This is a genomic window from Shewanella sp. FJAT-51649, from assembly GCF_019457435.1.
Taxonomy (GTDB): Bacteria; Pseudomonadota; Gammaproteobacteria; order Enterobacterales; family Shewanellaceae; genus Shewanella; species Shewanella mangrovisoli.
Genome location: NZ_CP080411.1, coordinates 77060 through 101893, shown reverse-complemented (window position 1 = coordinate 101893; position 24834 = coordinate 77060). Strand labels below are relative to the sequence as shown.

The window sequence follows — 24834 nt, the reverse complement described above, 5'->3', positions numbered from 1 at the left end:
TGGTTATTGCTCAGTTTCGTGGGCCAGCAGCAATGGATTGACCGTGGTCGCCCCAAAGCCCTTGGCATTTAGCTCACTGTCGAGCATCAGGGTCGCTAAGTCGTCGGCCGCCACATCCATCAGCGGTGACTTTTCAACGAACAGCATCTTGGTGTAACCATGGCATTCGTCGCAGCTCTCGATGCGCACCTGCGCCTTGGCATCATCGAATGACCAGAGCGTCGTCCCTTTATCCTGACCGCAACTAGTGCAATGGGCGCGAATGTAGTGCCATTCGCTCTCGCACAAACTGCAATGCAGATAACGCAGACCCGCTCGCGGCTGGTCGACGATCACGCTCGCCACGGGATGACACCCGCAAATCGGGCATAGGTTCTGCTGCACGACTTTGCGTTGATCGATCCGTTTAATCACCATAGGTGCCCAATGGGACCAGTAGACCCCCATCGCCGCCCAGATAAACAAACTGAAGCGCGCGGGCACTTCGCTCATATGTCCCTGACGCAATGCACTCCCCCAGGAGGTGAGTTGTTCTGGAGATTGCTGCATCAACAAACGCAGCACTCGCGCCATATCCTCATCCACCTGCGGCAGCAGATCGCTTAACAGTTGTTGTAGCAGTCCTTGCCAGTAGCTATCTGCCTCTGAACCCAAGTGGGAAAGCGGAATCGCTTCATCTTTCCCCCAAGCGAGAAGCTGACCGAAGTCAGCCTCCGCCGCCAATCTGGCCTGAATCGCAACCACACGGCGGCATAGCTCAAAGTAGTCGGCCAGCGGCGAGTCCTTGGCCAACGACAACAAACGCTGCGCCCGTCTGTGATACACAGTTTTAGGGTCCACCGCCTTTAAGGGTTTAAGCTCCAGCGGCGATTCGCTGCCGGGGACCATAGGTATCTCGGCTGTATGACTCATTAATGTTTCTCCACGTCCGAATGTTCATCCAACATCAGCGGATGATGTTTACGGCACCAAGCCTTAGAGACCTTGCCGTAAAGCATGCCTGTGATAGAACCTTCCACCCAGGTCGCCATCCAAAAGTGCACCATCACAAACATCAGCATGATCAAGGCACTAATGGCATGCAGCACGATCGCCCAGCCTACGACAGTGGCCGAGAAGTAAGGTGCAAAGTAGGGTTGCCACATGATGAATCCCGTCACGGTTAAGGTGATAGACGTCAGCACAAAGGCACGGAACAGCACTTTTTGGCCAGGGTTGTAATGGCCGATAGGCGGGATTTTGTCCTCGTTCTCGAACATCACGTCCTTGATGGCGAGCATCCAAGCCAGATCGTGTTTTTCCCATTTGTTGTGGTGGTAATAACGCACCAACATCAACATCAGCGGTAAACACATCATCAGGCCGGCAATTGGGTGAATAAACTTCGCCAATTGCGGTGTGCCCGCTATCGCACCCAACCATTGGAAGGAGGGATAGAAGAAGGAAAAGCCCGTCAGAAACGTGACTAGCCCCACGGCCACAATGAACCAATGACAGATGCGGTCGAACAGTTTGTGACGCACTACCATTTCTTGCTTGTTATGCTTGCTCATTTCTTGGCCTCCTCTTCCGCTTGCGCCTTGTCCTCTGGCGGCTGATAGCCGGGTTGGTCCTCTTCCACTATGTTGCGACCGACGGTGATCTTATGCAGGCAGGCAACAGCCGCCGTTGCAAGAAGTCCGACAGTACCTAGTGGTTTCACCCAGTCCTGCCACAGGGTGACAGACAATGGGATTTGCGGATCCTTTGGCATTTCGTAGGTTTCAGGCTGAGTGACATCGTGCAATATCATCAGCATGCCTGTGCCACCTACGCCCTCAGGGTTGTAGAGTCCCGCCTTAGCAAAACCACGTTCTTTCAGCTCGTTAACACGCTTTTCGGAGTAGAACAGCATGTCTTCGCGCGTGCCAAAACGCAGCGCACCCGTGGTACAGGACTTCACGCAGGAAGGCTCCAGCCCAACAGCCAAGCGGTCAGAACACATAGTGCACTTGTAGGCTTTGTTATCGACGGCGCTGATCTTCGGGATATCGAATGGACAAGCACTGGCACAATAACCACAGCCAATACATTTGTCCGAATCGAAATCCACAGTGCCATTGGCATGCTGAACAATCGCGCCAGAGGTAGAACAGGCCTTTAAGCAGGCGGGATCCACACAGTGCATACAAGCACTGTGGGTAAACTGCCAGCGTAATTTGCCTTGGTCTTCGATCTCGTTGTACTTCATCAGGGTCCAGCACTCTGGCGACAGAGATGCTGGGTTTTGATAAGTCCCTTGGAACGAACCCACCTCTTCACGCAGGTCATTCCATTCAGAACAAGCGACCTGACAGGCTTTACAACCATTACACTTAGTCGCGTCAAACAGCTTCGCAATTTGCTTCACGCCACCGACTCTCGCCTGTGCAGGTGGAGTCGCTTGCGAAGTGCCGGAACGTTGAATGATATCTTGAGTCGCCATTATCAGACCTCCGCCTTTTCAACATTCACGAGGAACGCTTTGTACTCAGGCACACCCGTGTTGGCATCACCCATCTCAGTGGTAAGGACGTTACAGCTATAGGCCTTACGTGTGAGCGCGTTATGGCTACCGTGACGTGGAATACCGAGTGTGTGTACCGTTTGACCATTAACCTGCAATGGGCGCATACGCTTAGTCACTAAGGCTTTGGTGAGAATGTGGCCACGTTTCGAACTCACTTTCACCCAATCGCCATTCTTAATGCCTTTTTCTGCCGCCAATTGCTCATTCATTTCCACAAAGGTCTCTGGCATGGCAATCGCCGCTAAACGGCAGTGTGTCGTCCAGAAGTTAAAGTGTTCTGTAAGTGAGTAAGTGGTACAGGCGTAGGGATATTCCTCTTTAGTACCTATGGTGTCTTTCACCCCTTCGAACCAACGCAGCACAGGGCTGTGCACCACATTGGGATGCAGAGGGTTGGTGCCGATGGGCGATTCGACAGGCTCGTAATGCTCAGGGAACGGTCCTTCTTTCAGCAGTTTGAGCGCGAAGAAACGACCCACGCCGTCAGCCTGCATAATGAAAGGATGCGCACTTTCCTGTGGATTCAACTTGGCATTGAAGTCGGGCACGTCTATCCCTTCCCACTTGCCGTCTTTCCACTCGACAATCTTACGGTGCTCATCCCAAGGTTTACCGTTCACATCGCAAGAGGCACGGTTGTAGAGGACGCGGCGGTTGAGCGGCCATGCGAAGGCCCAGCCCGGCGTGATGCCTTTACCCGATGGATCATGGTTATCGCGGCGAGCCATTTGGTTACCGGCTTCGGTCCAAGACCCCGCGTAAATCCAACAGGCACTCGCGGTACTACCATCGGCCTTCAGTTCAGCAAAGCTGCTGATCTGACGCTTAGTCGCGACATCATAACCATTCAACTCTTTCGTCAATTCGATAGAGCTTGGGTTGTGCGGATCGATATAGTTCCAGTTAATCGCTTCAATCGGCTCAGGCAGTTTGCCACCCTCTTCACGATAGAGCTGTTTCAACTCCTGCAGCAGACCAGAGACAATCTCAGAGTCCGACATCGCTTCGCCTGGAGGATTAGCCCCTTTATAGTGCCATTGCATCCAGCGGCCAGAGTTAACGATCGAACCTTCTTCCTCTGCGAACACGGTCGCAGGTAGGCGGAAGACCTCGGTTTGAATACTGGCGGTATCGACTTCGTTAAAACCGGGTTCGTTTTGCCAGAAGGTGGCGGTTTCCGATGACAAGTTATCAAGCACCACTAAGTACTTAAGGTTACTCAGCGCCTTGATGTTCTTGTTACGGTTAGGCATGGAGTTAATGGCGTTAACCCCTTGCACGATGCAACCGTTCACTTTGCCACGGTACATCATGTCCAGATGCTTACCGAAGTCATACATCTGATCCCACTTAGGTAACCACTGATAACCGAACTCGTTTTCAGGCGTCGCGTTCTCACCCCAGAAGGCTTTGAGCAGGGACACATAAAACTTCGGATAGTTTTGCCAGTAGTTGGTTTGACCAGGGCGCAATGGCTTAGGCGTATTCGCCGCCAAGTGAGCCGCTAAGGTTGGTTCTTTATCGTTTGGCAGTTTAAGGTAACCGGGTAAACTTTGGGCCAGCAGCCCCATGTCGGTTGAACCTTGCACGTTGGCGTGACCGCGCAATGCGTTAACACCACCGCCTAACTGACCAATGTTGCCCAGTAATAACTGGATCATCGCCATAGAACGGATGTTCTGCGCACCTTTACTATGGTGGGTCCAGCCCAGCGCATACATAAAGGTTGCCACACGATCTTTAGTATGAGTGCTCGCAATGGCGTCACATACCACTTGGTAGTCCGCTGTTGGCGTACCTGTGATATTACTTACCGTTGCAAAATCATAACGTTCTACGTGTTGTTTGAGTAAGTTCCACACACAACGCGGGTGCTCAAGTGTTTCATCCACTTTGGCATAGCCGTCTTCGTCGAGTTGGTAGAACCAGGATTCTTTGTTGTACTCGCCTTTTGCTTCATCAAAGCCTGAGAATAGGCCGTCATGGAAGTCAAAATCATCCCGCACCAGATAACTGGCGTTGGTATAGGCTTTCACATAATCGAAGTTAACTTGATTGGTCGAAATCAAATAGCGAATCACACCCAGAAGGAATGCTATGTCAGTTCCTGAGCGGATTGGGGCATAGTGATCTGCCAATGACGCACTGCGGTTGAAACGTGGGTCAACCACAATCAACTTAGCATTGTTATGCTGCATAGCTTCTGTAACCCAGCCGAATCCGACAGGGTGAGCTTCTGCGGCATTACCGCCCATAATAATCACTACGTTAGAATTTTTAATATCGATCCAGTGGTTGGTCATGGCACCGCGCCCAAATGTTGGAGCAAGACTTGCTACCGTTGGGGAGTGTCAGTTACGTGCAATAGTATCGATAGCCACTAGGCCTAAAGCGCGCGCAAATTTTTGGGTCGCTAAGCCACTTTCATTGGCCATACCGGATGAGGTCATCATCCCTGTGGTTAACCAACGGTTAACCGTTACGCCATCGGCGTTTTTCTCAATCAGGTTCGCATCACGGTCATCTTTCATTAAACGAGCAATACGTTTAAAGGCATCATGCCAGCTGATCCGTTCCCATCTGTTGCTGCCGGGGGCGCGATATTCTGGATACTGTAAACGGTGTGGACTGTTAACATAATCCACAAGGCCAGCACCCTTAGAGCACAATGCTCCGCGGTTTACTGGATGATCGGCATCACCCTCGATATGGAAAATAGCATGCTCAGAGTTTTTTCCCCCGCTGCCTTGGCTGTACATCAGCAGGCCACAACCGACCGAGCAATACGGACAGTTGTTACGGGTTTCTTTGGCTCCGATCAGCTTAAACTCTCGCACTGCTGCATAGGCCTTTTCGGACATCAATCCCAGCGCTGAAATCGCTGAGGTTGCCGCTCCGGCCGCACACAGTTTAAAAAACTGGCGTCTGTTCATAGCGTTCTCTCACACTTTTGTCGTTATGAGTTGGGTAATTGCAGTGGTAACGCTGCAATCGTTTGAGTGAGTCAATAAAGCCCCCACTTAATTTAAGATTATCCTTAAAGTGAAAATAGATAACAAATAATGACATGAGATCGAGATCGCAATTTACCAGCAACAGAATAAATAACTATAAATCCAGATTTAATTGAATATTTTTAGATTTTAACTTCAATAACCATGATAAAATAAAGATATAAACCCAAAAAACACTAAAAGACATTTTGTCCAACCGATAAGGCCCATTTTGTCTCACAATGGCATATTGCGGTTATATAAAGTATGAGTTTAAAGCCAAAACGAAATAAGAGATGGTTAAAAACACCTCAGATTTACTGGTTTTGGATGGATAGACAGCGCTCAAAGCTGACAATGTAAAGATTGAATAAAAAAGCACTCATCCTGCGGTGTTAAACACACCTAAAGTACAAAGTGCAAAAACAGCGAAATCGCCGCATAGATAGACAAAAGGCATAGCAAATCGCTATGCCTTTCACTTTATTGAGCGCTTACTTCGGCACTTTTCACCCGCGGATGGGATATCGGTGCCAAAGACTGCGTATTACAGACTCGGCAATACGCCTTGGGGCAAGTAAGCATTGAAGCTGGCGGTATAAAGCAGATCCGTTGCCGCATCGATATCCGGCGCAAAGTATCTGTCTTTATCATAGTAGGCAACTACTTCGCGTAGCTCGGCCTTCGCCTGCGCCACTGCTTTGCTTGGCATTAATGGCGCACGGAAATCCAACCCTTGGGCGGCAGCCAATAACTCAACCGCTAACACGCCACGGGTGTTTTCGCTCATATCCCGTAAACGGCGCGCCGCAAAGGTCGCCATAGACACATGGTCTTCTTGGTTGGCCGAGGTTGGTAAACTGTCGACCGATGCTGGATGGGCGTAGGTTTTGTTTTCAGAGGCCAATGCCGCCGCCGTCACTTGGGCAATCATAAAGCCCGAATTCACCCCGCCGTTTTTCACCAGGAAAGGAGGCAGTTTAGACAGGCTAGAATCGATGAGCAGCGCGATACGACGCTCGGCAATCGCGCCTAATTCGGCAATCGCAATCGCCAAATTATCGGCTGCCATAGCAACGGGCTCGGCGTGGAAGTTACCGCCGGAGATAATGTCGCCAGTATCTTGGAATACCAGCGGGTTATCGGTCACGCCGTTGGCTTCTGTGCCTAACACCTCAGCCGCTTGGCGGATTTGAGTTAAGCACGCACCTAATACCTGTGGTTGGCAGCGCAGTGAGTAAGGGTCTTGCACCTTCTCGCAGTTGAGGTGGCTTAAGCTGATTTCAGACTCTTCGCCCAGCAGATGACGGAATACCATGGCCGCATCGATTTGTCCTTTCTGACCACGGGCTGCATGAATGCGTGGGTCAAACGGGCTGCGGCTCCCCATGGCCGCCTCGACGCTCATGGCGCCAATCACTGAGCTTGCAGCAAACAAGTCTTCAGCGTGGAACAAGCCTTCCAGCGCCAATGCGGTAGAAGCCTGAGTACCGTTGAGCAGGGCTAAGCCTTCCTTCGCCGCTAAATCAAGTGGCTTGAGGCCGGCGATTTCTAAGCCTTCGGCGGCCGAAATAATCTGACCTTGATAGCTCATCTCGCCTTCACCCAACAGCGGCAAACACATATGGGCTAACGGCGCTAAGTCGCCAGAGGCACCCACAGAACCTTTTTCAGGCACGCAAGGATAAACCTCGGCGTTCACTAGGCTGATAAGGAAATTGATCACTTCTAAACGGATACCCGAGAAGCCACGGCTTAAAGAGTTGATCTTTAACACCATCATCAGGCGCACTGTGGCGTCCTGCATGTATTGGCCCGTGCCCGCCGCGTGGGATAACACGATAGAGCGTTGCAGTAATTGCAAATCTTCCGGGGCAATCTTAGTGTTGGCCAGCAGACCAAAACCCGTGTTAATGCCGTAAACGGTGCGACCTTCATCCAGCACCTTTTGTACGATTTGCGCGCTGGTGTTGATCTCGGTAATCGCCTCTGGCGCCAGTTCGAGTGTCAGCTTATGGCGGCTGATTTCACGCAGTTGCGCCAGACTTAAACTGCCAGGCGTTAATACTAAATGATTGACTGATTTCATTTTTACATCCGTATTCTTGTCGTTGTTTTTCACGGTTTGTTGAATAGTTAGTCTTTAAGCATGGGCAGATCTAAGCCCTGCTCTTTTGCACAGTTTTTCGCGATCTCATAACCCGCATCCGCATGGCGCATCACGCCTGTCGCAGGGTCGTTCCACAGCACGCGGCCAACACGTTTAGCGGCGGCCTCAGTACCGTCACACACGATCACCACACCCGAGTGTTGGCTAAAGCCCATGCCGACACCACCACCGTGGTGCAGCGACACCCAAGTGGCGCCGCTGGCAGTGTTCAAAAGTGCGTTCAGTAATGGCCAGTCAGAGACTGCATCTGAACCGTCCATCATAGATTCGGTTTCACGGTTAGGGCTGGCGACTGAGCCTGAGTCTAAGTGGTCACGACCAATGACGATCGGCGCCGACAGCTCGCCGCTTTTCACCATCTCGTTAAAGGCTTGAGCTAAACGTGCACGCTCCTTTAAGCCAACCCAGCAGATACGCGCTGGCAGCCCCTGGAAGGCGATACGCTCACGGGCCATATCTAACCAGTTGTGCAGGTGTGGATTGTCGGGGATCAGTTCCTTCACTTTGGCGTCGGTCTTGTAGATATCCTCAGGATCGCCAGACAGGGCCACCCAACGGAACGGGCCGATGCCTTCGCAGAAGAGTGGACGAATATATGCAGGCACAAAACCGGGGAAATCGAACGCGTTTTTAACGCCAGTTTCGAAGGCCATTTGGCGAATGTTGTTACCATAGTCTAAGGTCGCCGCGCCTGCCGCTTGCAGATCCAGCATGGCTTGCACTTGTACCGCCATCGAGGCTTTAGCCGCTTTAACAACGGCGGCTTCATCGGTTTTACGCATGTCAGCCGCTTGCGCCATGGTCCAGCCCTGTGGCAAATAGCCGTTCAGCGGATCGTGGGCAGAGGTTTGGTCGGTGACGACATCAGGAGTAATGCCACGCTTCACTAATTCGGCAAAGATATCGGCGGCGTTAGCCAGCAGGCCCACAGATACGGGTTTGCCCGAGGCATTAGCATCGTTGATCATAGCCAAGGCTTCGTCTAATGAAGTCGCCTTTTTATCTACATAACGGGTACGCAGACGAAAATCGATACGGGTTTCATCCACTTCACAGGCAAGCACAGAGAAACCAGCCATAGTACCGGCCAGCGTTTGCGCGCCGCCCATACCACCTAAACCACCGGTGAGGATCCACTTACCGGCAGCCACGCCGCCAAAGTGTTGTTTTGCCACGGCAACGAAGGTTTCGTAGGTGCCTTGGACAATGCCCTGAGTACCGATATAAATCCACGAACCCGCAGTCATCTGGCCATACATGGCCAAACCTTGCTTATCTAACTCGTTGAAGTGTTCCCAGTTTGCCCAATGTGGCACAAGGTTAGAGTTAGCAATCAGCACGCGCGGTGCATCAGCGTGGGTGCGGAATACGCCCACAGGTTTGCCCGATTGCACCATTAAGGTTTCGTCGTCTTCGAGGCGTTTTAGCACTTCGATAATCTTGTCGTAGCAGTCCCAGTCGCGGGCCGCGCGGCCGATACCGCCGTAAACCACTAAATCCTCTGGGCGCTCGGCCACATCTGGATGTAAGTTGTTCATTAACATGCGCATTGGCGCTTCGGTTAACCAGCTTTTACAGCTTAATTGGCTACCATGGGGTGCAATAATGCGGCGGCTTGGGTCGTGTCGCTTGTCCATTGAGATGTCCTCTTTCAACCTGTTGAACTCACTCGCCATTCGGCTGAGTGCTATTGTTTTTATTGTGTTTTGTCACTAAACATCGGATGAATGCCATAAGCCTTCACCTCTGTTTGCGTACGTTATTTATTGAATGTCAGGTGTCCGCCGAGCTTAAAGCGGCTACCCGGGTGTACTAATTTGGCAAAACTCACCACCCCTTGGCGTGACCAAGTGCGGCGTGAAATCTGTAAACAGGGTTCAGTCGCCGGAATGGCTAACCTCTGCTGCAATTCGCTACTGGCAATAATGGCTTCGATGGTGTGGTGCGCCTCAGTCAGCGGCGCCACCTGTGACAGGTATTCATGGGGTGTCTGCTCGCTAAAGTCCTGCGCCAGATAGTCGGGCGCAAAGGCAGGATTCACATAACGCTCCTCGACTTGGAGCGGCACGCCCTGCTCGCAATGCACTAACACCGAATGAAACACCGGACTTCCGAGCTCCAGCGCCAGTGCGATGGCGATAGGCGCGGTGGCATTCACTTGTCTCAGTGCTAACTGCTGCACACTGTAACCATGACCACGGTCTTTGATTTCGTCGGCAATGTTGCGGATCGCCAACATGGAGGATTGCGACTTTCGCCCCGCCACAAAGGTGCCCAGCCCCTGCGAACGCTCAAGCACGCCGTTGTCTGTCAGCTCAGTCAAGGCGCGACGCGCCGTCATCCGGCTACAGACAAACAGTTCGGCCAGCTGATTTTCCGAGGGGACACGGGCATTTTCTTCCCACTCACCAGACTCGATACAGCCAATGATATATTGCTTAATTTCTGCAAACTTAGGCGTCGCCAAAACACTTCCTCAAGATAAAATCTACCTAGGTTTGGGGTGGTAGGTACTCACACACCAAAACACTGAGCCACTTTCAAACGTTCAAAATTGCGGCTACAATCCTAGCTTGTATATACAAGTAAATACAAGCTAGCTCACATAACTTTCGATAATAAAGAGTTTGCGGGGCAAAAAAGCCAACGCAGCGAGGGATTACAATGTCTTGGGATCAGGTTTGGATAGACGTTAACGTAGCAACAATGGACCCTTCCATATCAGCACCTTACGGCGCAATTACCAATGCGGCTATCGCAGTTAAAGACGGTAAAATTGCCTGGTTAGGCCCACGCAGCGAGCTGCCTGCCTTCGATGTGTTGTCCATTCCTGTTTACAGGGGCAAGGGCGGTTGGATCACTCCAGGGCTGATTGATGCCCACACCCATTTAGTGTTTGCAGGTAATCGTGCCAACGAATTCGAGCTACGCCTAAAGGGCGCCACCTACGAGGAAATCGCCCGTGCTGGCGGCGGCATTATTTCCACAGTTAACGCCTGCCGTGAGGCCGACGAAGCCGAACTATTCGACCTCGGTCGCCAGCGTTTAAATGCCTTGGCGAAGGAAGGCGTTACCACGGTTGAGATTAAATCAGGCTATGGCTTAGATACCGAAACCGAACTCAAAATCCTACGCGTGGCCCGCGAACTCGGCCAACATCACCATGTGGATGTGAAGACCACTTTCCTCGGTGCCCATGCGGTGCCGCCCGAATTTAAAGACAATAGCGACGGTTATGTCGACTTAATTATCAATAAGATGCTGCCTGCGGTGATCGCAGAAAACCTCGCGGATGCGGTGGATGTATTCTGTGAAAACATCGCCTTTAACCTAGAGCAAACCGAGCGCGTATTGAGCGCCGCCAAGGCGGCTGGCCTGCAAGTTAAACTGCACGCCGAGCAATTATCCAATATGGGCGGCTCTGCATTAGCCGCACGTTTAGGGGCTAAGTCGGTTGATCATATTGAGTATTTGGATGAGGCTGGCGTTAAGGCCCTAAGTGAAAGTGGCACCTGCGCCGTGCTGTTACCGGGCGCGTTTTACTTTTTGCGAGAAACCCAAAAACCACCTATCGACTTATTGCGTCAATACGGTGTGCCTATGGTGCTCGCCAGCGACTTTAACCCCGGCTCATCGCCCATCTGCTCGACCCTGTTGATGCTAAACATGGGTTGCACCCTGTTCCGCTTAACCCCAGAGGAAGCGCTCACAGGTTTAACATTGAATGCCGCCAAGGCACTAGGGATTGAAGAGAGTGTCGGCAGCTTAGTAGTCGGCAAACAGGCGGATTTCTGTCTGTGGGATATCGCCACCCCAGCACAACTTGCCTATAGCTACGGTGTGAATCCCTGCAAGGATGTAGTTAAAAACGGTAAGTTAATTCATCAATAACTATCGGTTCAGCTAAACAAGGTCGCCATGGATACTGGCGGCCTTGTTTAGTCATCATATCTGCGGCTATTGAGCGCCATTCTCTAACTGCTCATCTTGTTGTTTTACCAGCTTATGCTCGCCTTCATTACAGCCAATTTTCCAGTAACTTGATGTATAAAAATGGCTTTTCGGTAGGTCGTATGTCTGCTTAAGTAGCTTTCTTAGGGCGCGCATACTGCTAAATTCGCAGGCGAGCCATACGGCGCCTTGCCCTTCCAGTTTTGGCAACTGGGCAATGCATTCGGCTAAGGGCTTACCTTCTGGGTCGGCTTGTGGATTAATTACCCAATGCAATTGCACATGGCTAGGATGCACTAAGGGCTGAATATCGGCTTCACTTAACACCTCAATCACAGCGTAACCCACGGCATTGCTTGGCAATTGCGCCAAGTTCACGCTGATGGCGGGCAAAGCCGTCATATCCCCTGCCAGTAAAAACCACTCGGCATCCACATTGATCAGTTTTTTCAGTCCGGGGCCACCGATTTGGATGGTATCCCCAATCTCGGTCGACTTTGCCCAACGGGATGCGGGACCATCGGTGTCGTGCAACACAAAGTCCACATCGATTTCATTCGTCCGCTGCTGACGAATGGTATAAGTGCGCATTAATGGCCGCTCATCCCCCGGCTGCGGAAACAGTAATTTGATATAGGCGCTTTCTTGATCAGCGGGAAAACCTGCAAAGCCAGCGCCGCCTATGGTGATACGTAGCATATGTGGCGTGACTTGGGTTTTACCTATCACGGTCAATTCGCGCGGAGCGGGTCTGTTCATACTAAAACTCCAAAAAGATAAATGGCACTCAATTGTTAGCTTTCCGCCACGCTATCGCTGATCTGGTTGGCAATACGGATAAACACCGCAATTTCATCCTGATCGAGTGCTTGGGTCATATGGGCAACGGTGGCTTTTTCGGCGGCAATAATTTGCGTCATCAACTGCTCGCCCTGCGCCGTCGGCCTCAACAACTGACTTCGACCATCCTTAGGATTATCGACTTTTAGGATATAACCACCCTGCTGTAGCTCATTGAGCACCCGCGTAATTTGGGCTTTATCCCGCTGCATACGCAGGGCAATAGACTGCGCCGTGGCCTCGGGATGACGGCAAATCCCCTTGAGCGCCCGAATATGGGTGACAGGTAATTCAATCTGCTGCGCGGCAATATCCGCACGCAGCTGTTTTTTGTAGGCATGCACTAATCTGTGCAAGGTTTCACCGAGGGAAGTGGCTGACATAATGGCATCTCGATATAGTTGACAGTATCAATAATATCGGCATTAGTTGATTATGTCAACTAAATGACTATTGGGTGAATGACTGATCAAGACCAACAAAAACTTACGACCATGAGTCAATCCAATTCATCCACTCAAAACGAGTAACAAAATTCTTGCGGCTTGGATGCAATAAACTGCTAGGATAACCGTTCAAATTTGAGCTTGATCACACAAAACACGGTTTAACACTTGGGGGATAGGTTCGATAACGGATTTGCCTCAATGTCTTTGTATGAGTAACCCGATGAAAAGAATAATAAATGCTTTAATGCTGGCCATGTTAGCAACGGGCTGTAGCGATCCAAACCCAACACAGACCAATCAAACTGCTGAGCAGGCCAAGGCCGAAAAGGCCATCCCAGTATTAAGCCTTAAGCAGCAACTTGCGCCAATCACCCAGCGTTATTTTGCCCTTAGACCCGAAATCGCCACCTATTATGGCGTGGCCGAGGATGAGGCGGGCAAGGATGTACTCTCTAAACTGACCGATTACAGCCCGTCGGGGGAAAATCATCGCCGTAAAGCGCTTAAGGCCATATTAACCGAACTCAATGCTATCGATGCCAGTCAGCTTAGCGCCTCGGAGCAAGTGAGTTTAGGATCAATAAAATCTGAAATCGCTGGCGCCCTGCTGCCAGCCGAAACCGTGGCCTATGGCACTATGCTCGGTGAATACGGCGTTTGGTTTTTACCTTATGTCGTCAACCACTTATCGGGACTGCATGTTGAATTTCCGGGGTATATGGAAGATAAGTTTGCGGTCACCACTCCGGAGCAAGCCAAGGCCTATCTTAACCGCTTAACCATGTACCCTGCCGCCATGGGCACAGTTATCGATAAGCTGGATCAAGATGTGCAAATGGGCGTCATCCCACCCGATTTTATTATTGATAAGACCATAGCGGGTTTGCAGCAACAGTTAGTCCACCATGCAAACGAGCATCCCTTGGTCAGCAGTTTTAAAGCCAAATTAACCGCCGCCCAAGTACCAGAGAGTGAGGCGTTGGTGAACTCTGCCGCTGACCTTGTGGAGACTAAATATTACCCTGCAACGCGTCAGTTGATTTCCGCACTGCAAGCCGTGCGCCTTAAGGCCACTCATGTGGCGGGACTCGGCCACCAACCTCAAGGCGCGAAACTTTACAAGGCGATGATTAAGCACCTCGCCAATTCGGAGATGACCCCAGATGAGATCCACCAACTGGGATTAGACGAAGTCGCCCGCATTACCGCCGAGATGGATGTGTTACTCAAACAAGTGGGTTACCGCAAAGGCACAGTTGGCGAGCGTATGCAGCGATTGCTTAAGGATCCTAAATACATCTACCCCAATACCGCCGAGGGCAAACAGCAATTAATGACGGACATTCACGGCTATCTGGCGAAAATGAATGCCAAATTACCGCTGTGGTTTGGGCTGTTACCGAATCAAGAGGTTGCGGTCGAAGCCGTGCCCGATAGTCGCGCCGCCGCAACCAGCGGTGCATTTTACGATGCGCCTTCACAAGATGGTTCACGTAAGGGCACCTTCTGGATAAGCCTGTACGATATGGCGGCGCTGCCCTCCTATTCGCTGCAAACCTTAACCTATCACGAGACCAATCCCGGCCATCATCTACAGACTCTCATCGGTCTGTCGGATACCTTGCCGCTGCTGAGTACCATTTTTTACTCTAATGCCGCGGGAGAAGGTTGGGCGCTGTACGCCGAGCGTTTAGCCGCCGAGATGGGCATGTATCAGGATAATCCAATTAACGACCTTGGCCGCTTGCAGTCTGAGTTACACCGCGCGGTGCGCTTAGTGGTCGACACGGGTATGCATGCCAAGGATTGGAGCCGTGAGCAAGCCATTGATTATGCTGTGGCGACTGAGGGAATACACCTCTCTGAAGCAACGGGCGAAATCGAGCGCTATGTGGTTTGGCCGGGGCAAGCCTTAGGTTACAAGCTGGGCGAGCTGAAAATTATCGAACTACGCACTAAGGCCAAAAAAGCCTTGGGCGATAAGTTTGATATTAAAGTCTTCCACGACAGGCTGCTCGAAAATGGTGCCTTGCCCTTAGATTTATTGGAGCAAAAGATGGATCAGTGGCTCGAATCCGCTAAGGCGGCCAATGCCGCCGCCGAGACCAAGGTGTAACTCGGGTAAAACCACTCAAATCATCTCAATATAGGGGCAGCTTAGGCGGCCCCTATGCTTTTAGGGCTCCCTTGGTTTTTACGGCTCCCTTTGTTTTCAGGATTCAGGTTAATCCGCAAAGCGACCTTGATACTTGCCGCTTAAATAGCGGATCACCACAAAACCGACAACACCTGGCAGTGTCCACGACAACAAACGCAAATTGCCATGGTCGATAAACAAACGGCTGCCGCCAAAGGCAAAAAAGGCGGTATAACAGGCGATACCCGAGCCAATCATGGCGCCTAAATGCTCAATCCACCATTCTAATTTGGTCAGAGTCGCCTTAAAGCTATAACGCAGGAATCCCGCCCCAACCGTTGTGCCTAACAGGCCAAAAATCACCGCGAGGATCAGCTTTTCTTGGTATCCCCATAGCGCCATCACAGGGCCAAGTAGCGTTAAGCTCAGCATTAATGACAAATGCAGCGGCGATTTTAATAACTGACGCTGTGCCTTATAACGCAGAACTAACACGCCATGCCTCACGGTCACTAGGGTTAATAAGCTGATATAGATGAGAAATATCCAAGCATTTTGACGATTCGCAATCTGCGCCGCTAAGGCGTCGGCACTGGCCGCAGGCTGTTTAATCACCGCGAGCGGGTCAATGAGGCCCGTCGTTGCCATCGCCACGCCCGTCGCCGCCACTGTGTACATGGCATAGACATAGTAACGGCCAAAACGACTGTGATTCGCGCTGCCCTTTTTCAGCATGGCAGGCATCCAAAATAACACTAATGCCAGTGCGCCCGCGGTGATATGCACAAATTGCGACAGGGTGAAAATCGTGTTCATCATCTTGCTCCATCAAAGTTTGAAGCTTGATAGTAACGAGCACGGGGAGACACCCATAAGTGCCAAAAGTCATGTTTTAAGCTGCCGCATAAAGCAGCCACAGTATGTGGCTGCTATTGAGGTGACTGTTGCTATAACCCGGTATGCTTATCAAGTTTTAAAGTATCGATGATCGAGAAGGTATAACCTAACTCGGTGAACATCTGCTCGATATTGAGCTTAAAATCGATGGGGCGATCTAAATCGAGTTGATTGATAAAGAAATGGTGTTTTGTCGGGATCTTAATCAGCAATTGTTTTTGATAGAAACAGGCTTCAACCTCGGCATTTAGCTCGCGACCTAAGGCCAAGAGATTCTCCATCATCAAGGGATTGAGTAAGTAGCGCGCCTCGACTTGGTCGCTGCTATACACCTCAAAACAACGCTCAAAACGCACATCCTCAAGCTTGACCCGCGACAGCTTTGTCTTAAACCCCTCAATACGATTTTTTAAACTGCCCTTATCCGTGACTAACAAGGTCGTGCCGTTGAATCGCTTAGGAATATTGCACACCAGTAGCACACCATTGAAGATGGTCTCTCGCTCAACCGAGCCATTATTGTTCGATTTAGTGTTGTAAGCATCGACCTCATAAAACTGGAACGGCACCTTGTTATAGGTTCCCTTAAGGCAATTTTGCGCATACTGTTTATCGGTTTTAGGCAGCAGCCCCAACTCCAGAAAGGTTGAGAAATCCACCTTAGGCTCCCTCGTTAACGCATAATCATTGCCGAAGTACTTGAGACTAATAGGATAGAGTTTTTCAAAGGCGGCATTATAGAGTTCATTGCTTTCCTTTCCCGAGACAATCGCCACTAACGCTATCACGGGAGTCGGCAGAAACGCGCCAATCATCAAAGGCACAAAATAATCCATAGGCACCAGCATAAACTGGACCCCGAGCAACCCGGCGAAGGCGCCCAAAATCACCGTGATGCATAGGTAGTAGATTGGGGTAGTGAACTTGGCATTTTCACGCCGCCTCTGGTTCACGCCTTCACGTTTTGCTTCAAACGGTGCGCATTTAGGGGCGATTTTTTGTTTGTAATACTTCTGAAAGGGAATACGGTGATCTTCGGGAATATCAAATTCAATCGAACTCATTGGCTCCTACTCTTACGACTCAAATCCATTTAGGCCAATGATTTTACGGATTTTATTCCAGCAAGGCCAGTTTAAGGCCAACCAATGACCGATTAAGCCCGAGCCAGCCTACGACCACGGCGCTGCAATAAGCCAAAAATAATCAGCACTCCAAAGGTGGCACTAAAGAGGGTTAAGGCTCTGGCTACGCCGTAAAAATCCGTGAGATTAAAGGAAACCCCATCCGCCCACAGCACTAAGGAACCTAAGGGTAATTGCATCGCCACCGCTGCGTACCAATCGAATGGCAATCGAGGGAAAAGCCGCTGATAGCTAAATAGCATCAGCCCAGAGAGCAGCAATAATAAGCCCGCATCATGGGCACCTAACCCCAGATAAACCGCGCTAGTGTGGCTAAGGTTATCAACGCTTCCGAGCAAGGCGTACATATAGCCCGCTGTGGCAACCAGTGCAAAACTCACAAAGCTCAATACCGCCAACAGAATACCTAAGCCAAATGCGGGTAAATATTTCATAAACAGTCTCATCAGTGCGGGGCGCGCTCGACCTCATCCCTAAAACCCTAAAGGTGAACAAATTCAGTCGAAAGATAGTAAAGCTACAATAACAGCCAAAATTTCCCTTAGCTATTAAGACCATAGTCTTATGCCGACAACAAACTGTGGGATCATAAACAGCCTAATTCTCCCTACTAAATCCAGTATTTCATCCATATCCACTAGATAAGCCTCTAAAATTCCTCATTTAATTAAGTTTCAGTCGAATAGCTGAGTGATATGGTGCACAATCTCCCACGGTCTAAGGGCGAAATCCACTAGCCAATTACCCCAATAACGCTTAGGATCGGGGTTGCATTTTTTAGCCAACATATTGTGGAGTATCAAAACATTATGGGTATCAGAGCCATAGTCGTAGACACAGCAGGCACCACGACAGACCTAACCTTTATCCAAGATGTACTATTCCCCTATTCTGTCAAAGCCTTACCAGACTTTTTAGCGCAGAACCAACACAATGTCTTGGTGGAAAACTGTATCTGCGACACCCGAGATATCGCCCTCGAACCCGATGCCGATTTAGCCCGAGTGACTGAAATTTTGCAGCAATGGGTGCATGAAGACCGCAAAGTGACCCCACTCAAAACCCTACAGGGTTTGATTTGGAAGCAAGGTTACGCCCATGGCGAATTTACAGGCCATATCTTCCCCGACTTTATCGAAGCGGTTAGCCGTTTTAGCGCGCAAAAACTGCGTATTTACAGCTTCTCTTCGGGTTCGGTTGAAGCCCAAAAACTGCTGTTCAGCCACAGTGATGGCGGCGATTTAACCGAGATGTTTAGCGGCCATTTTGATACCCGTACCGGTAACAAATTAGATAAACAAGCCTACGCTAACATACTCAACACCATCAGCCTAAGTCCTAAGCAAGTGCTGTTTGTGTCTGACGTGGTTGAAGAGCTTAAAGCCGCCGAAGCCGCAGGCATGATGACCTGCCAAATGGTGCGCGACAGCAAACAACGCACGGGTGATTTTCGCACTATCAAGAGTTTCGATGAGCTAGTGATCGAATAACACCGACACTGCACACAAAAAGCGACCCTTGGGTCGCTTTTTGTTTATCTGGCAACCAAACCTACCTGTCCGCAGGGTGATTCACCCCATCGCAAACGGGCACATCGCCTAATTCGTAAGGGTTAACGCCTTCGAGGCAACCAAGGTTATAGCCATATTCATTGGGGTTGGAGCGCCGTTGATGATGGGTATAGATACCGCACACAGAGCAGAAGTAATGTTTGGCGGTTTTGGTATAAAATTCGTAGCACTTTAATACGTTCTCGCCTTTGATAATCTTCAATCCCGCCAGCGGCACTGAGCCGACGATAGCGCCCTTGCGCCGACAGATTGAGCAATCACACCGCCTCGGCTTTTCAATGCCATTGGGCAGCGATAACTCCAACACCACGGCGCCACAATGGCAACTGGCGAGATGCTTGGCTTGGATCTGAGTATTGCCAACGTGTTTAATCGCTTAAGCTCCTTATTGATTAACGCCCCAACCTGCCATGCCGTTCAACTTGCGCTTGCCAGTTTTGCACTTGCAGCGCCTTGGCATTGATCACAGGCCCCAGCATTTGACTCTTAGCGCGCTTGAAGCCACTAAAGACTAAGGTCGTGATATCTAATTGCTTTAGGGCGGGTGCGCCTTGGAACCACTTGTAATACCAAGGCGGCGTATCCATGGTCATGATAATGCGTGAGGTTTTCCCCTTGAGCAGTCGATTGGGAAAGGTTTTCCCCTGCTGATACTGAAAGGCAAAACCGGGTAAAAATGTTCGATCAATTAATCCTTTAAACTTAGCAGGTACGCTGCCCCACCAAATTGGCACCACAATCACTACATGTTCGGCCCAGAGAATGGCCTGCTGAAAGCGTTGTAAATCCGCCTCTAATGGCTGTTGTTGATGGTACCCCTGCGCCAAATTAGGCTCAAATTCCAACTCGCTAAGTTTTAATAGGCGCACCGAATGCGACTCGCCAGCGGCCTTGGCGTAAGTGTCGGCTAAATGTTCACACAGGCTATCGGGTTTGGGATGGCCAGAAACCACCAGAATCTTTTTTGTCATAGTAAAAACCTTAAGTATTCAATATGACAACAGCTTAAGCTCTGCCCCTAGGGGTAGAGTCAAGCCCGCAATTACGCGCGGGATTCGCAGGTATCCAAACCATCAATACAGGCGTCGAGCCTGACTAATTTATCTTCTAATTCGCTAATCTGCCGTAGGAAATCGGCTTTGATATGCAATAAAAACTGCTGCACAGACTCAAGCTGCGCCGCCTGTTCCCCCTCGGTAAACAAGTCTTTAAGTTGCGAGAGTTTGATACCTAAGGTTTTAGCCTCTTTGATCAGCAATAACTGCTTTATATCGGTTGCGCTATAAGTGCGATAACGCCCCTTACGGATCGGCGCACTGATCAGTCCCCACTCCTCGTAGAGGCGAATCGCCTTGATAGACAGGCCAGTTTGCTTCGCCACAGCACCAATATACATAGTATTTAATCCATTAAAATAATTGAAAAAATCATCATAAATCTGCCGCCCTTTGCCAGCATATCACCACGCTTTAGGCTTGTCGCTCGCACTTTATACTGCTAGTCTGGCTTCTTAAACGAGCGTTTTAACTAGAGCTTTTGACTATGAGTAATGCAATGGAAAGTCCAACACTAAGTCCAATGGAAAAGTTTCTCGCACAGCACCCACTAGTGACCGAAATCCCGGTGGCGTGGGGCGAAATGGATGCGCTGCAACACGTCAACAACGTCGTCTATTTCCGTTATTTTGAAACCGCACGTATCGACTTTTTCAACCGCCTCTTTCCACTCGATGCCCTGTATAAGTCCGGTGTTGGCCCAGTGATTAGCGAAAATCAGGCCCGCTATAAACGCCCTGTAACCTTCCCCGATACCCTATTGGTCAGTGTGAGTATCAGCGATATTCAAAGTGACAGATTTACCATGCATTATCAGGCGTTTAGTAAACAGCAACAGGCAATTACGACCTTAGGTACTTCGGTCGCTGTAATGTTTAACTTTAAAACGGGTCAAAAAGCCGAGCTTCCCACGGAATTACTCACCATTCTTAAACAACACGAGCAAGCTTAAGCTACCGAGTCTATGGCGACATTGCCATAACACTTTAGGCCAAATCAGAGGGAGGCTGTATGTCAGAAAAAGCGCCAATAGAAGCCGCCGTTGAGCATCAACAGGATAAACAACGCTTTGTGATCCCAGTGGACGGGCATGAGGCCGTGCTGGAATACCGACCCAATGGCCAGCACATCGATTTTAATCGAACCTTTGTACCCGACGAGCTACGCGGCAAAGGCCTTGCCGAACGTTTAGTTCGCCATGGCCTGAAATGGGCCAAAGCCCAAGATTTTGAGATAGAAGCCAGCTGTTGGTATGTGCAGAAGTTTTTGAAATAACTGGTTTCGCAACAGGTAAGCTAAATCCAATACACTGGATAGTGGCGTTTGGGATCGGTGGAAAGGTTATTCACGACCAGCGCCACCAGCAATAGCAGTAGTGAACCGAGAAAGACTGGCATCAAGGCATAGAGAAACCCGAGTTGATGCACGTTCTCACCGCCTATCACGGCAATTAATGCCGTTGCGCCACCCGGAGGGTGCAGTGTGCGAGTTAAATACATCAATGCGATGGCAAGTGATACCGCTAACGCGCTCGCGAGCACCATATAATCGGCAAATACCTGATAAACAGCCACACCAATCAGTGCCGATAGCACACTGCCACCAATCAAGTTACGTGGCTGAGAAAACTCTGCCAGCGGCGCGCCGTAGACTAATACCGCCGACGCCCCAAATGAGCCAATCACAAACATAGTGCCGAGCAGATTATCGCCCATATAAGTGGCAAGACTGGCGACTAGATAAATGCCACAAAAGGCCCCTACCCATGACCAAACGATCTTTTTCAGGGGTTGTCGTGGCGGACAGATGTCCTTAGAACGCATTCGGGTGAAGTAAAATCTCATGCTAAATCCGGCCGGGAGGTATAAAGGCGCGGATAAGTGATCCGCATCACATTTGCGGCCGCCACGTTAACGTTTTCACCGCGCAATTGCAATTGTGCGGTGAAAGCGAAGATCAGACTTAAGCAGCTTCGCCGTTCAGGCTAGCTAAGATTTCACGGATATCTTCGGGGATGGGACGACTCTTTTCGCAGCTGTAGTCGTAGTGCACTAAGGTGGTTTTCACTTCGGCGGTTTTATTGCCAGCTTGCCAACAGCTTTGAGTCAGCTCGAAACTGCTATTGCCGATACGGCTAACATAGGTTTTCACCGTCACGCTCTTGCCGTAGTAAGTCGGCGCGATAAAGGCCACAGTAAAGCCTGCCACTATGAGATTCCACTGATGCAAATCCAACTCGGGATTAAAAATCTCGAAGATTGGCGTGCGCGCCGCCTCGCACCACACGGGGATCACGGTGTTGTTGATATGGCCTAGGCCATCGGTTTCGGTAAATCTTGGGTGAATTTCGAGGCAGTATTCGGTGACTGACATGCAAACTTCCCTTTTGTTGTTCTTATACTTTTATGCTGTAAATGGGATAAACGAGGCGCTTGCCCCGTTTATCCCCACCAAGCCTAACAGAAATAAGAAGCGCGATGCTAGAACTGGCAGCTCGCGGTCTCAGGGGTTTGCTTGCCATTGGCATCGTACTTTTTCATACAGCCAGCCTTACCCATATCATAGATTTTTTCGTATTTGAGCTTGCCACTGCTGTCGTAGGACTTAAACACGCCATGGCTTTTTGGGTTTTCTAAGTGATAGATTTTGCGTCCCTTAGTCACATGAGAAAAATCAGAGAACCCCGGTTCCTCTTGATAAATAACCCCGTTCATATAACGCTTATGCACCACATGCTGCTCATCGATACGCAGCATTTCGCTGGCTAACTTACCATTGCGGTCATAACAGACTTTATCCACGGCATAATTGCCGTCGAGATCCTCGATACAGCTCACGGCACCGTTATCAAAATATTCCCGCTGGATACCGCAGCGCGCAATGGCGTTATCCCAGAAATAGGGTTCACCATTCCAGGTTTCGCCTTCTTGCTGGCAATAGTTCCACAAGCTCTTTAACTGGCCGTTCGGGTAGAAAGTATAATGGGGGCCAGAAAGACGGTTATTGATCAGATGGCCATATTGAACGAGCGAATAGCCGCCGTCGGTGGAATAGCGGATGCTTGGGCCGTATTCCTGACCCGCTTTATAGGTCTGCAGAGACGTTAAGCGACCGTTGGAATCGAATCGATATTCTTTATCAACCGACCCATTGGTGTAATAGCTTAATTCGGATAGTTGGCCGCCGCGATACACTCGCTGCTCACCGTCTTTAATCGAGCTAGTTTCAGCATTTTTTGCGCTTAATACGCCCTCACAATCACCTGCGTAGGGCTCTTTTCGCATCATGCATTCATCCTGCGAGGGTTTCAGTGTTACGGCGTCATTAAACTTATATTGGCTCAACTCATTGAGATCGCCGTTAGGCTCGAGCCACATTTGTGCGCCATCCAACTCACCTTGACGATAGTTGGCAACATTGCTGACGATATTTGGCGCTGAATACCATAGACTTTCTCCGTGGAGACGGCCCTTATCGTAATGCTTAAGGGCGAACATAAAATTATCTTTATTGAATAATTTAGCCTCACCTTGGCGTAGACCATTCTCATAGTTGACTTCGGTCTTATAGAGATAAGTCACTGATTGCTTCGTGGTAAAAGCATCGTTCTCATCGGGCGTTCGAATATAGACCCAAGTGCCTGAACGTTTACCATCGAGGTAGCTGCCTTCACCGGTTTGAAAGCGATAATCCCCTTGGGTGACCTTTTCCACCCAAGCGCCTTGTTTCACACCCTTTTGGTATTGGCCTTTGCTGCCATCGGACTCAAGCCACTCACCATCTTTTACGCCATTGAGATAAATGCCCTTTTCGGACAACTTTTTCGCGCCTTCGGTGCTGGAATCGTAATCTGGGGTATAGATTTCACTCGGGCCATCGGGCACGCCCTTGTTGTAGTGGATAAAGCCGTAGTTATCGGCGTCATCCATAATGGACTGCAACACCCATTTGCCCTGTTTCTTACCGTCGAGGTACTCGCCTTCCCAGTAGGTTTCACGGCTGTCGGCTTCAATCCACTTACCCACTTGCTTACCCAGCTTATAGTCACCGGCATACATCACACTGCCATTGCGGGCATCGTAGGCGGCAAAGTGACCATCCAGCTCACCCTGCACATAATGGGCTTCACTGGCAACACCAGCCCAAGTACTGCCCATGCTCATATATTCATAGAAAGCGCCAGTACGAGGGATTTTTTCGCTGCCATTTTTAAGCCAATCGATGTCGTCGGCCTCGTAGCCAATGGCCACCAGCATAAAGCTACTATCTTCTTCGACATAGGCGCTGCGATCAAAGGTTGCCACCAGACTGTATTTTCGTTCACGCCCCTCGGCATCCTTATCGGTGCGAGTCACGGGATAGCGCAGCTTGTATTCCACTGCGGTTTTTACATCCGTCGCCGTGCCTTCAGAATTGCGATAGCCGATTAAGGTCGGTTTGAGTTTAGAGGTACCATCAAGAATCGCCTTAATGTCAGGATCTTGGACGCCCTCAGCCTCATAGGTCATGCGGTACTGCTGCGGCGGCAACTGGCTTAATACTTTGCGAACACCGCCGACGGTAAAGGTGCTAATGGTGGGTGCGACTTCATCGAGCACGGCTTGCAGGCGCGGCAGTTTAGTCAACTCCTCGCCCTCAAAACCATAACCCCGCAGATGCTGGCCATCGGCATCCTTGAGCATGACGATCACTTCTTTAGTGCCGCCTTTGTCGAAGTCATAGTAAAACACCGCCACGATTTCGGCGCGGCCGTAATCGTCAATGCGCACACCTGGCGCATCGCCGTAGAGCATTTCGCCCCACACCTGTTGATCTTTTTGATAAAAATTGAGCCATTGGCCATTGGGAAGATCCACGGGACCGTGAACCATTTTGTCATATTCCGCCGCAAGTGCAGCAGGAATAACCGCAAACGAAGAGAGCAACACCGCACCAACTGCGGCGCATAAACGACGAATCGAAAGTTCCATTTAACTATCCTTAACACCGACACCTTGCGCCTCGTGCGCACCAGTAAGCGGGGCGAATTTTAAGCGAAGTCCGATGCTTCAGGAAGTGGCTGACACAAAAAAGGCCGC

The 24834-nt window shown here is 50.2% G+C and carries 23 protein-coding genes; 5 read left to right on the top strand and 18 right to left on the bottom strand.

The window, feature by feature from the left end; translation table 11 throughout:
• Positions 1–3 precede the first annotated feature (3 nt).
• From fdhE to hutC, 7 genes are all read right to left on the bottom strand, one after another.
• Positions 4–912 carry a formate dehydrogenase accessory protein FdhE gene (gene fdhE / locus K0H59_RS00475; protein ID WP_011620939.1) on the bottom strand — a complete coding sequence of 303 codons (909 nt, stop codon included), beginning with the start codon at positions 910–912 and terminating at the stop codon, positions 4–6.
• Positions 912–1553, bottom strand: coding sequence for a formate dehydrogenase subunit gamma (locus K0H59_RS00470; protein WP_220054348.1), 642 nt, complete (start codon positions 1551–1553; stop codon positions 912–914). Before K0H59_RS00470 ends, fdhE begins: the two co-directional genes overlap by 1 nt.
• Complete coding sequence (fdxH, locus tag K0H59_RS00465; RefSeq protein ID WP_309304155.1) at positions 1550–2464, bottom strand: formate dehydrogenase subunit beta; 915 nt, start codon at positions 2462–2464, stop codon at positions 1550–1552. The genes K0H59_RS00470 and fdxH overlap by 4 nt, the downstream gene beginning before the upstream one ends.
• Before the next feature lie 2 nt (positions 2465–2466).
• Positions 2467–5481 (bottom strand): formate dehydrogenase-N subunit alpha, encoded by a 3015-nt coding sequence (fdnG, locus tag K0H59_RS00460; RefSeq protein WP_220054347.1) that lies wholly within the window; start codon positions 5479–5481, stop codon positions 2467–2469.
• A gap of 607 nt (positions 5482–6088) precedes the next feature.
• Positions 6089–7630 (bottom strand): histidine ammonia-lyase, encoded by a 1542-nt coding sequence (gene hutH, locus K0H59_RS00455; RefSeq protein WP_220054346.1) that lies wholly within the window; start codon positions 7628–7630, stop codon positions 6089–6091.
• 47 nt (positions 7631–7677) lie between these two features.
• Positions 7678–9348, bottom strand: coding sequence for a urocanate hydratase (gene hutU / locus K0H59_RS00450; protein ID WP_220054345.1), 1671 nt, complete (start codon positions 9346–9348; stop codon positions 7678–7680).
• A 122-nt stretch (positions 9349–9470) separates the two neighbouring features.
• A complete protein-coding gene (gene hutC / locus K0H59_RS00445; protein WP_220054344.1) occupies positions 9471–10178 on the bottom strand; it encodes a histidine utilization repressor in 708 nt (235 codons plus the stop codon).
• Positions 10179–10375: 197 nt separating this feature from the next.
• Here hutC and hutI point away from each other — a divergent pair, with 197 nt between their 5' ends.
• A complete protein-coding gene (gene hutI, locus K0H59_RS00440; protein ID WP_220054343.1) occupies positions 10376–11602 on the top strand; it encodes an imidazolonepropionase in 1227 nt (408 codons plus the stop codon).
• A gap of 66 nt (positions 11603–11668) precedes the next feature.
• On the opposite strand, the gene K0H59_RS00435 is transcribed toward hutI, so the two are convergent.
• A complete protein-coding gene (locus tag K0H59_RS00435; RefSeq protein ID WP_220054342.1) occupies positions 11669–12421 on the bottom strand; it encodes a siderophore-interacting protein in 753 nt (250 codons plus the stop codon).
• A gap of 35 nt (positions 12422–12456) precedes the next feature.
• A complete protein-coding gene (locus tag K0H59_RS00430) occupies positions 12457–12885 on the bottom strand; it encodes a MarR family winged helix-turn-helix transcriptional regulator (protein ID WP_088212717.1) in 429 nt (142 codons plus the stop codon).
• A 286-nt stretch (positions 12886–13171) separates the two neighbouring features.
• Between K0H59_RS00430 and K0H59_RS00425 the strand changes: the two genes are divergently transcribed.
• Entirely contained in the window at positions 13172–15067 is a 1896-nt protein-coding gene (locus K0H59_RS00425; RefSeq protein WP_258405870.1) for a DUF885 family protein, read from the top strand.
• A gap of 108 nt (positions 15068–15175) precedes the next feature.
• Here the strand turns inward: K0H59_RS00425 and K0H59_RS00420 are convergent, their stop codons facing one another.
• From K0H59_RS00420 to K0H59_RS00410, 3 genes are all read right to left on the bottom strand, one after another.
• On the bottom strand, positions 15176–15907 hold the full coding sequence (locus K0H59_RS00420; protein ID WP_220054340.1) for a hypothetical protein: 732 nt from the start codon (positions 15905–15907) through the stop codon (positions 15176–15178).
• Between the two features lie 128 nt (positions 15908–16035).
• On the bottom strand, positions 16036–17049 hold the full coding sequence (locus K0H59_RS00415; RefSeq protein ID WP_220054339.1) for a DUF3137 domain-containing protein: 1014 nt from the start codon (positions 17047–17049) through the stop codon (positions 16036–16038).
• Positions 17050–17141: 92 nt separating this feature from the next.
• Positions 17142–17576 (bottom strand): hypothetical protein, encoded by a 435-nt coding sequence (locus K0H59_RS00410; RefSeq protein WP_086902907.1) that lies wholly within the window; start codon positions 17574–17576, stop codon positions 17142–17144.
• Positions 17577–17939: 363 nt separating this feature from the next.
• On the opposite strand from K0H59_RS00410, the gene mtnC reads away from it, so the two are divergent.
• Positions 17940–18620 (top strand): acireductone synthase, encoded by a 681-nt coding sequence (mtnC, locus tag K0H59_RS00405; protein ID WP_220054338.1) that lies wholly within the window; start codon positions 17940–17942, stop codon positions 18618–18620.
• 61 nt (positions 18621–18681) lie between these two features.
• Here mtnC and K0H59_RS00400 read toward each other — a convergent pair whose 3' ends face one another.
• From K0H59_RS00400 to K0H59_RS00390, 3 genes are all read right to left on the bottom strand, one after another.
• On the bottom strand, positions 18682–19074 hold the full coding sequence (locus K0H59_RS00400) for a GFA family protein (protein ID WP_220055536.1): 393 nt from the start codon (positions 19072–19074) through the stop codon (positions 18682–18684).
• A gap of 19 nt (positions 19075–19093) precedes the next feature.
• Positions 19094–19672, bottom strand: coding sequence for an NAD(P)H-dependent oxidoreductase (locus K0H59_RS00395; RefSeq protein ID WP_220054337.1), 579 nt, complete (start codon positions 19670–19672; stop codon positions 19094–19096).
• 71 nt (positions 19673–19743) lie between these two features.
• Positions 19744–20097 (bottom strand): MerR family transcriptional regulator, encoded by a 354-nt coding sequence (locus K0H59_RS00390; RefSeq protein ID WP_220054336.1) that lies wholly within the window; start codon positions 20095–20097, stop codon positions 19744–19746.
• A gap of 182 nt (positions 20098–20279) precedes the next feature.
• On the opposite strand from K0H59_RS00390, the gene K0H59_RS00385 reads away from it, so the two are divergent.
• Both K0H59_RS00385 and K0H59_RS00380 read left to right on the top strand, forming a co-directional pair.
• Entirely contained in the window at positions 20280–20708 is a 429-nt protein-coding gene (locus K0H59_RS00385; RefSeq protein WP_220055535.1) for a thioesterase family protein, read from the top strand.
• 59 nt (positions 20709–20767) lie between these two features.
• On the top strand, positions 20768–21031 hold the full coding sequence (locus K0H59_RS00380; RefSeq protein ID WP_220054335.1) for a GNAT family N-acetyltransferase: 264 nt from the start codon (positions 20768–20770) through the stop codon (positions 21029–21031).
• A 20-nt stretch (positions 21032–21051) separates the two neighbouring features.
• On the opposite strand, the gene K0H59_RS00375 is transcribed toward K0H59_RS00380, so the two are convergent.
• The 3 genes from K0H59_RS00375 to K0H59_RS00365 form a co-directional block, all read right to left on the bottom strand.
• Positions 21052–21600 (bottom strand): HPP family protein, encoded by a 549-nt coding sequence (locus K0H59_RS00375; RefSeq protein WP_037416221.1) that lies wholly within the window; start codon positions 21598–21600, stop codon positions 21052–21054.
• A gap of 118 nt (positions 21601–21718) precedes the next feature.
• Positions 21719–22129: a thioesterase family protein gene (locus K0H59_RS00370; RefSeq protein ID WP_220054334.1), complete on the bottom strand. Its 411-nt coding sequence runs from the start codon at positions 22127–22129 to the stop codon at positions 21719–21721.
• Between the two features lie 107 nt (positions 22130–22236).
• A complete protein-coding gene (locus tag K0H59_RS00365; RefSeq protein WP_220054333.1) occupies positions 22237–24726 on the bottom strand; it encodes a toxin-antitoxin system YwqK family antitoxin in 2490 nt (829 codons plus the stop codon).
• Between the last annotated feature and the right edge of the window lie 108 nt (positions 24727–24834).

What these genes read in the sequence shown, in the direction of transcription:
- K0H59_RS00470 (WP_220054348.1), bottom strand. Translation starts at nt 1,553, where the DNA reads ATGAGCAAGCATAACAAGCAAGAAATGGTAGTGCGTCACAAACTGTTC.
- K0H59_RS00365 (WP_220054333.1), bottom strand. Translation starts at nt 24,726, where the DNA reads ATGGAACTTTCGATTCGTCGTTTATGCGCCGCAGTTGGTGCGGTGTTG.
- K0H59_RS00430 (WP_088212717.1), bottom strand. Translation starts at nt 12,885, where the DNA reads ATGTCAGCCACTTCCCTCGGTGAAACCTTGCACAGATTAGTGCATGCC.
- hutI (WP_220054343.1), top strand. Translation starts at nt 10,376, where the DNA reads ATGTCTTGGGATCAGGTTTGGATAGACGTTAACGTAGCAACAATGGAC.
- K0H59_RS00380 (WP_220054335.1), top strand. Translation starts at nt 20,768, where the DNA reads ATGTCAGAAAAAGCGCCAATAGAAGCCGCCGTTGAGCATCAACAGGAT.
- K0H59_RS00410 (WP_086902907.1), bottom strand. Translation starts at nt 17,576, where the DNA reads ATGAGACTGTTTATGAAATATTTACCCGCATTTGGCTTAGGTATTCTG.
- K0H59_RS00385 (WP_220055535.1), top strand. Translation starts at nt 20,280, where the DNA reads ATGGAAAAGTTTCTCGCACAGCACCCACTAGTGACCGAAATCCCGGTG.
- K0H59_RS00415 (WP_220054339.1), bottom strand. Translation starts at nt 17,049, where the DNA reads ATGAGTTCGATTGAATTTGATATTCCCGAAGATCACCGTATTCCCTTT.
- fdhE (WP_011620939.1), bottom strand. Translation starts at nt 912, where the DNA reads ATGAGTCATACAGCCGAGATACCTATGGTCCCCGGCAGCGAATCGCCG.
- K0H59_RS00395 (WP_220054337.1), bottom strand. Translation starts at nt 19,672, where the DNA reads ATGACAAAAAAGATTCTGGTGGTTTCTGGCCATCCCAAACCCGATAGC.
- K0H59_RS00375 (WP_037416221.1), bottom strand. Translation starts at nt 21,600, where the DNA reads ATGAGATTTTACTTCACCCGAATGCGTTCTAAGGACATCTGTCCGCCA.
- K0H59_RS00420 (WP_220054340.1), bottom strand. Translation starts at nt 15,907, where the DNA reads ATGATGAACACGATTTTCACCCTGTCGCAATTTGTGCATATCACCGCG.
- hutH (WP_220054346.1), bottom strand. Translation starts at nt 7,630, where the DNA reads ATGAAATCAGTCAATCATTTAGTATTAACGCCTGGCAGTTTAAGTCTG.
- K0H59_RS00370 (WP_220054334.1), bottom strand. Translation starts at nt 22,129, where the DNA reads ATGTCAGTCACCGAATACTGCCTCGAAATTCACCCAAGATTTACCGAA.
- K0H59_RS00435 (WP_220054342.1), bottom strand. Translation starts at nt 12,421, where the DNA reads ATGAACAGACCCGCTCCGCGCGAATTGACCGTGATAGGTAAAACCCAA.
- K0H59_RS00425 (WP_258405870.1), top strand. Translation starts at nt 13,172, where the DNA reads ATGAAAAGAATAATAAATGCTTTAATGCTGGCCATGTTAGCAACGGGC.
- K0H59_RS00390 (WP_220054336.1), bottom strand. Translation starts at nt 20,097, where the DNA reads ATGTATATTGGTGCTGTGGCGAAGCAAACTGGCCTGTCTATCAAGGCG.
- fdxH (WP_309304155.1), bottom strand. Translation starts at nt 2,464, where the DNA reads ATGGCGACTCAAGATATCATTCAACGTTCCGGCACTTCGCAAGCGACT.
- mtnC (WP_220054338.1), top strand. Translation starts at nt 17,940, where the DNA reads ATGGGTATCAGAGCCATAGTCGTAGACACAGCAGGCACCACGACAGAC.
- hutU (WP_220054345.1), bottom strand. Translation starts at nt 9,348, where the DNA reads ATGGACAAGCGACACGACCCAAGCCGCCGCATTATTGCACCCCATGGT.